General features: G+C 66.6%; 7 protein-coding genes. 2 read left to right on the top strand and 5 right to left on the bottom strand.

The window, feature by feature from the left end; genetic code table 11:
• Nucleotides 1–855, top strand: an 855-nt coding sequence (locus VJ693_RS00955; protein ID WP_324151587.1) for an RtcB family protein, incomplete at its 5' end; no start/stop codon positions are given.
• Here the strand turns inward: VJ693_RS00955 and VJ693_RS00950 are convergent.
• The 4 genes from VJ693_RS00950 to VJ693_RS00935 are packed head-to-tail and all read right to left on the bottom strand — an operon-like array spanning nt 845 to nt 3,943.
• Nucleotides 845–1,174, bottom strand: coding sequence for a non-heme iron oxygenase ferredoxin subunit (locus VJ693_RS00950; protein ID WP_324151586.1), 330 nt, complete (start codon nt 1,172–1,174; stop codon nt 845–847). The two genes, VJ693_RS00955 and VJ693_RS00950, sit on opposite strands and share 11 nt — an antisense overlap.
• A gap of 8 nt (nt 1,175–1,182) precedes the next feature.
• Nucleotides 1,183–1,665, bottom strand: coding sequence for an aromatic-ring-hydroxylating dioxygenase subunit beta (locus VJ693_RS00945; protein ID WP_324151585.1), 483 nt, complete (start codon nt 1,663–1,665; stop codon nt 1,183–1,185).
• 4 nt (nt 1,666–1,669) lie between these two features.
• Entirely contained in the window at nt 1,670–2,935 is a 1,266-nt protein-coding gene (locus tag VJ693_RS00940) for an aromatic ring-hydroxylating dioxygenase subunit alpha (protein WP_324151584.1), read from the bottom strand.
• Between the two features lie 21 nt (nt 2,936–2,956).
• Nucleotides 2,957–3,943 (bottom strand): 2Fe-2S iron-sulfur cluster-binding protein, encoded by a 987-nt coding sequence (locus VJ693_RS00935; RefSeq protein WP_324151583.1) that lies wholly within the window; start codon nt 3,941–3,943, stop codon nt 2,957–2,959.
• Between the two features lie 97 nt (nt 3,944–4,040).
• Between VJ693_RS00935 and VJ693_RS00930 the strand changes: the two genes are divergently transcribed.
• The gene (locus VJ693_RS00930) at nt 4,041–4,985 is read left to right on the top strand and encodes a LysR family transcriptional regulator (RefSeq protein WP_324151582.1); all 945 of its coding nucleotides are present in this window, start codon (nt 4,041–4,043) and stop codon (nt 4,983–4,985) included.
• 76 nt (nt 4,986–5,061) lie between these two features.
• On the opposite strand, the gene VJ693_RS00925 is transcribed toward VJ693_RS00930, so the two are convergent.
• Entirely contained in the window at nt 5,062–5,439 is a 378-nt protein-coding gene (locus VJ693_RS00925; RefSeq protein ID WP_324151581.1) for a VOC family protein, read from the bottom strand.
• Nucleotides 5,440–5,874: the final 435 nt, after the last annotated feature.

The following is a 5,874-nucleotide window of genomic DNA, read 5'->3' as shown; positions in this document are numbered from 1 at the left end:
GGCGCCTGGAGCAAGACGCCGGGGTCGGTCAACACGGCCTGGGCGCAGCTCGAGCCCGAGTTCACCGCGCTGTGCCGCGACTACCCGAAGATCGCCAAGACCAACCACATCCAGCACCTGGGCACGCTGGGCTCCGGCAATCACTTCATCGAGGTCTGTCTCGACGAGGCGGGCAGCGTGTGGTTCATGCTGCACTCGGGTTCGCGCGGCGTGGGCAACTTCATCGGCACGATGTTCATCGAGCTGGCCAAGCAAGACGCGATCAGAAACAACGCAAACCTGCCGGACCGCGACCTGGCCTACTTTGAGGAAGGCAGCCGCTACTTCGGCGACTACGTGCGCGCCGTCGGCTGGGCCCAGAAGTTCGCCGCCATCAACCGCGAGGTGATGATGAAGCGCGTGATCGAGGCCGCGAAGACGGTCATCCACAAGAACTTCCAGAGCCACCTCGAGGCGGTGAACTGCCACCACAACTACGTGCAGAAGGAACGCCACTTCGGCGAAGACGTCTACGTGACCCGCAAGGGTGCGGTGAGTGCGAAGGCCGGGCAGCTGGGCATCATCCCCGGCAGCATGGGCGCGCGCAGCTACATCGTGCGCGGGCTGGGCAACCCCGACAGCTTCGAGAGTTGCTCGCACGGGGCCGGCCGCGTGATGAGCCGCGGCGAGGCCAAGCGCCGCTTCACGCTGGCCGACCACCGGGCGGCGACCGAAGGCGTCGAGTGCCGCAAAGACAAGGACGTGATCGACGAGACGCCCGCGGCCTACAAGGACATCGACGCGGTGATGCAGGCGCAGAAGGACCTGGTCGAGGTGGTGCACACCTTGAAGCAGGTGGTGTGCGTCAAGGGCTGAGCGCGGCGAGCCGCACGTAGACGCGCTGCCCGTCGATCTTCACGGGGTAGCTGCGCAGCGGCTCGGTCACCGGATCGCAGGCCGGCTGGCCGCTGCGCACGTCGAACTTGCCCTGGTGCAACGGGCACTCGATCTCGTGGCCGTCGAGAAAGCCATCGCACAGCCGGGCATGGCCATGCGTGCAGAGGTTGTCGGTGGCATACACCTGGCTGCCGACCGTGTAGATCGCGATGTCGCGCCCGGCGACGATGACGCCGGTCACATCGTCGGTGGGCAGGTCGTCGGCCGACAGCGCGTCGACCCAGGTTTCAGTGCTCATGGCCGGCCTCAGATCGGGTAGATGATGGAGTTCGGGATCATTTCGCTGTCGTAGATGCACTCGCGCGACGCGAACTTGAAGCCGGCCGGGGTGCGCACGACCGTGTCGAGGTAGCGCCCGACGTTGAACACCGTCGACGCTTCCGACAGCTTGGTGCGGAAGACCGCGTAGTTCGCCTCGCAGCGGAACCGCCCCGGCTCGGCGCTGCGCACGACCGGCGTTCCGACGACGTGGCGCTGGTAGTAGGGGTCGTGGAACAGCGTTTCCTTGATGCCGTAGACGCGGTCCTTCAGCATGCCCTTGCTGGTGAACGACAGGGTCGCCAGCGGAAAGCCGCGTTCGTGGTTCTCGCGCGGCTGCAGGCGATACACGCCATCGTCGGTGAAGAACTCGGGCCACAGGTCCCAGTGGCCCGAGTCGACCGCGCTCGCGTAGTCGGCGTAGAGCTGGGTCAGCGCCAGCCAGTCCTCGAAGTTCAGGTTCGTGCTCATGGCTTCAGGCCTCCATCACGCTGCGCCAGTAGCGGTACATGCCGCGGATCAGCGTCTCGGTCACCATGTGCTCGGTGTCTTCCACGCCCCGCCCGCCCAGCTCGGCCACCGCGCGATGGAAGGGCTTGCTCTCGAAGGCCTGCTGCGAGAACTCGATCACCTCGCCGTCGTCGGCCGAGACGAAACCCGCCGGCCCGAACAGGTTCGCCTGGCGCAGGCGGCGTTGGGTCATCTCCTCGCCGTCGTCGTCGAAGCCGAAGTGGGTCCAGACGAAATCGAAGCTGCCGTGCCCGTTGGGCTGGATGTGGCGCGTCGACACGCTGTTGACCTGCTGCTGCAGGATGACGCTCGGGAAGATCGTCGTCATCACCGCCGTGGGCCCGCCCCACCAGGGCTCGGGCACGATGTCCAGGAAGCTGGGGTCGTTGAGCTGCATCGATTCCTTGAAGCTCGACACCTGCGTCACCTGGCCGGCCTTGCCGCCCGAGCCGCGCGTCGAGATCATCGCGGCGTGGCGGTGCCGTTCGTCCATCCTCAGCTGCGACTTGTTGTCCGCGCGCCAGAGGCCGAAGGTGACGAACCAGGTGTGCAGCAGGCCCGGGTGATACGGATCCTTGATGTTCTCCTGCATCAGCTTCCAGTTGCCCGGAATGCGCTGCCGGTTGTAGCCGAGGATCTTCAGCTGGCGGCCGTTGAACAGGCGATCGAAGTAGCCGAGGATGGTCGGCCCGAGATAACTCTCGAAGGGCTCGACCTCGGGGTCGAAGGAGGCGAAGACCACGCCGCCGCGGCGGGCGACCTTCAGCGTCGTCAGGCCATGGTCGCTGGTCTTGAAGTCGGCCGGCATGCCGCCGTGGACCTGCCCGTCCTGCTTGACGCCGCGCCGGAACGGCACCCCCTGCAGCTCGCCCTTGAGCGTGTAGCTCCACTGGTGGTAGGGGCAGACGAACTCCTTGCGGTTGCCATGCCGCTCGCGGCAGAAGCGCATGCCGCGGTGGGCGCAGACGTTCTCGACCACATGGATCGCGCCGTCGGCATCGCGCACCATGATCACCGAGCGTTCGCCCACCACCGTGCGCTTGAAGTCGCCCGGGTGGGGCACCTCGGCCTCCAGGCCGACATAACACCAGTGCCCCCGGTAGAAGAAGCGCTCCAGCTCGCGCCGGTAGAGCTCGTCGTTCGTGTAGGCCAGGAAGGGGATGCGGTGCGTGCCGTCGCCCTCCCAGCGCGCTTCGGTGGGAAAGACGGCCGTCGTGTTGTCGTGGTTCATGCCGGGTCCTGGTCGAAGGTGTCAGGTCGCTTGGGTGTAGAACGCGTCGGCGTGGACCCGCGCCGGGTCGATGCCCTTGCGGCGGGCCAGCAGCGTCGCGGCCTCGACCATCGGGGGCGAGCCGCACAGGTAGGCGCGCCAGCCGTCGAGGCTGTCGAGGTCCTGCTCGATCGCCTCGGTGACGAGGCCGCAGCGGTGCGCGCGGGGCTCTGCGCCCGAGGTGACGACGATGTTCAGCTTCAGCCCGGGGTGCTGGCGCTGGAGCTCCGACAGCCAATCCAGCCCGTAGAGGTCGCGCGCGGAGCGCACGCCGAAGTACAGGTGAATCGGATTGCGCATGCCGTCGGCGACGGCGCTACGCAGGATCGAGAGGATCGGCGCCAAGCCGGTGCCGCCGGCCACGCACAGAATCGGCCCCTCGTGCTTGCGGCGAAGGTAGGCCGTGCCCAGCGGCCCGCTCACCCGCACGGCATCACCGGCCTTCAGCTCGTTGGCGATGTAGCCGGACACGCGCCCGCCCGGCACGACGCGGACGTGGAACTCGAGCGCGCCATCTTCGGCCAGGCCCGCCATCGAGTAGGGCCGCGCGTGGTCCGGCGTGAACTGCAGCTGCGCGTACTGCCCCGGCGAGAATTCGATCGGCTTGGCCGGCTTGAGCACGACGCGCTTGATGTCGTGCGTCAGGGTCTCGACCGCCTGCACGGTGGCCTTCACGATGCGGGCCGGGTGCACCACGATCTCGTCGGGCTCCGGGATCTCGATCGTGCACGGCTCGGTGACAAAGGTCTGGCAGGCGAGCACGTAGGCATCGCGCCCGTCCAACGGGTTCTGCTGCGCCCGCCCCGAATCCAGCACCTCCCCCTGCACCACCCGGCAGCGGCAGGTGCCGCAGCGGCCCGCCATGCAGCTGTACGACATCGGCACCTGCGCGCCGCGCAGCGCCTCGAGCAGGTTGGCGCCCGGCGTCACGTCGATGACCTTCTGCAGCGGCTGGATCAGGAGCTCCATGGCCGGCATGATGGCGTCGGCACCAAGATCCGCCAACGGGATTTGGCGTATAAGGTGTATCACTGCCAGTGATGTCTCATCGCGGCGGCATAGCCCCATGGAACTGCACGAACTCGACCTCAACCTGCTCGTCGTCTTCAACCAGCTGCTGGTCGAGCGCCGCGTCTCGAAGGTGGCCGACGTGCTCGGCATCTCCCAGCCGGCAGTGAGCAACTCGCTGGCCAAGCTGCGCAAGCTGTTTGGCGACGAGCTGTTCCTTCGAACGCCCAAGGGCATGGAACCCACGCCCTACGCCGATCAGCTGGCGGAATCGGTCAGTTACGCGCTGGCGATGATCCACAGCGGCATCAACCAGCGCACCAGCTTCGAGCCGGCGAGCGCCGATTGCGCCTTCACCATCGGCATGACCGACATCGGCGAGATCTACTTCCTGCCCGCGTTGATCGACCGGCTGCACCGCGAGGCGCCCGGCGTGTCGGTGAGCACGGTGCGCAACACCGCGGTCAATCTGCGCGACGAGCTGGAGTCGGGCAAGGTCGACCTGGCGATCGGGCTGCTGCCGCAGCTCAAGGCGGGCTTCTTCCAGCGGCGCCTGTTCTCGCAGCGCTACGTCTGCCTGATGCGGCAGGGTCACCGGCTCGACAAGCGCCGCCTCTCACTGGCCGATTTCAGCTCGGCCGAGCACCTGGTGGTGATCTCGGAGGGCACCGGGCACGGCAAGGTCGACGAGTTGCTGCAGCGCAGCGGCGTCGCGCGCACCGTGCGGGTGACCGTGCCGCACTACGTCAGTGTCGGCCACATCCTGCAGGGGTCGGACCTGATCGCCACCGTGCCCGAACGCCTCGCCGACCGCCTGCTCGCCCCCTTCGGGCTGGTGAAGCTGCCGCACCCGGCCAGGCTGCCGGATGTGGCGATCAACGTGTTCTGGCACGCGAAGTACCACCGCGCTCCGGCCAACCGCTGGCTGCGGGGCGTCGTGTTCGACCTGTTCGGCGGCCAGGGCGATGCGGCGCCAGCCAAAAGAAAGGGAGCCGGGCCTTGAGCCCGGCTCCCCGAATGCTCCTGTGAGGGGCAACTGCGAAGTGCGATGATACTGTATTTACGTACAGTAGTTGTGGTCAGGCCCCGGGCTTGTGGCAGACCGCTTCGATGTTGTGCCCATCCGGGCCAATGACGAAAGCGGCGTAGTAGTTCGCGTGGTAGTGCGGGCGCAGGCCAGGCGCACCGTTGTCCTTGCCCCCCGCTTCCAGCGCCGCGCGATAGAAGGCATCCACTTGCTGGCGACTCTCCGCCATGAACGCCAAGTGAAGAGGGGCCGGCTTCGCTTCGGTCTGGTACAGGCACAACGACACATTGCCCTCGGGTTGGCTGAGTTCGACGCCGTACGTCGGGGCCCCCTCCGAGACGACAGTCAGGCCGAGCGGTTCGAGCGCCTTGAGGAAGAACGCTTTGCTCGCTGCGTAGTCACTGACTCCGAATTTGACGTGGTCAAACATCAGTTCTCCTGAAGTGGGTGGGCCCGCGCGGGGCATGACGTTGTCGAGAGACAGCCACTCGCGTGCAACGCTGGAGCATGCACCCTGGCACGGCGCACGGCGGTGCATGAGAAGTATCTGATGTGACTTCGTCTTGCCCGCACAGCTGTTCAGAGCAAATACAGTCGTAAACAGCCCACCGCGGAAAACCTTGCGATCCGGCGTGGCAATTCGACCACACGTGTCCGGGAAGTCGCAAACACCAAGGATTCGCCGGCTTCGATCCGGCCAGCCTCGCAAAACATAGTCGTAAACGCCTCACTTGCCGGGTGTCACCGACCGCCGTATAGGAGCCACGCCGTGATCGGCAAGTAGGAGCCAGTTGCTGACCGCCGTATTGGAGCCAGAGCGTGATCGGCGTAATGGAGCCAGCGGCGGATCGGCATATAGGAGCCA

Source organism: Ideonella sp. (assembly GCF_035254525.1).
GTDB lineage: Bacteria > Pseudomonadota > Gammaproteobacteria > Burkholderiales > Burkholderiaceae_C > Ideonella.
This window is presented reverse-complemented; position numbering and strand designations above follow the sequence as displayed.

Bases quoted from the DNA above. Each gene is read 5' to 3' on its own strand.
- VJ693_RS00950 (WP_324151586.1), bottom strand. From the start codon at position 1,174: ATGAGCACTGAAACCTGGGTCGACGCGCTGTCGGCCGACGACCTGCCC.
- VJ693_RS00945 (WP_324151585.1), bottom strand. From the start codon at position 1,665: ATGAGCACGAACCTGAACTTCGAGGACTGGCTGGCGCTGACCCAGCTC.
- VJ693_RS00940 (WP_324151584.1), bottom strand. From the start codon at position 2,935: ATGAACCACGACAACACGACGGCCGTCTTTCCCACCGAAGCGCGCTGG.
- VJ693_RS00935 (WP_324151583.1), bottom strand. From the start codon at position 3,943: ATGGAGCTCCTGATCCAGCCGCTGCAGAAGGTCATCGACGTGACGCCG.
- VJ693_RS00930 (WP_324151582.1), top strand. From the start codon at position 4,041: ATGGAACTGCACGAACTCGACCTCAACCTGCTCGTCGTCTTCAACCAG.
- VJ693_RS00925 (WP_324151581.1), bottom strand. From the start codon at position 5,439: ATGTTTGACCACGTCAAATTCGGAGTCAGTGACTACGCAGCGAGCAAA.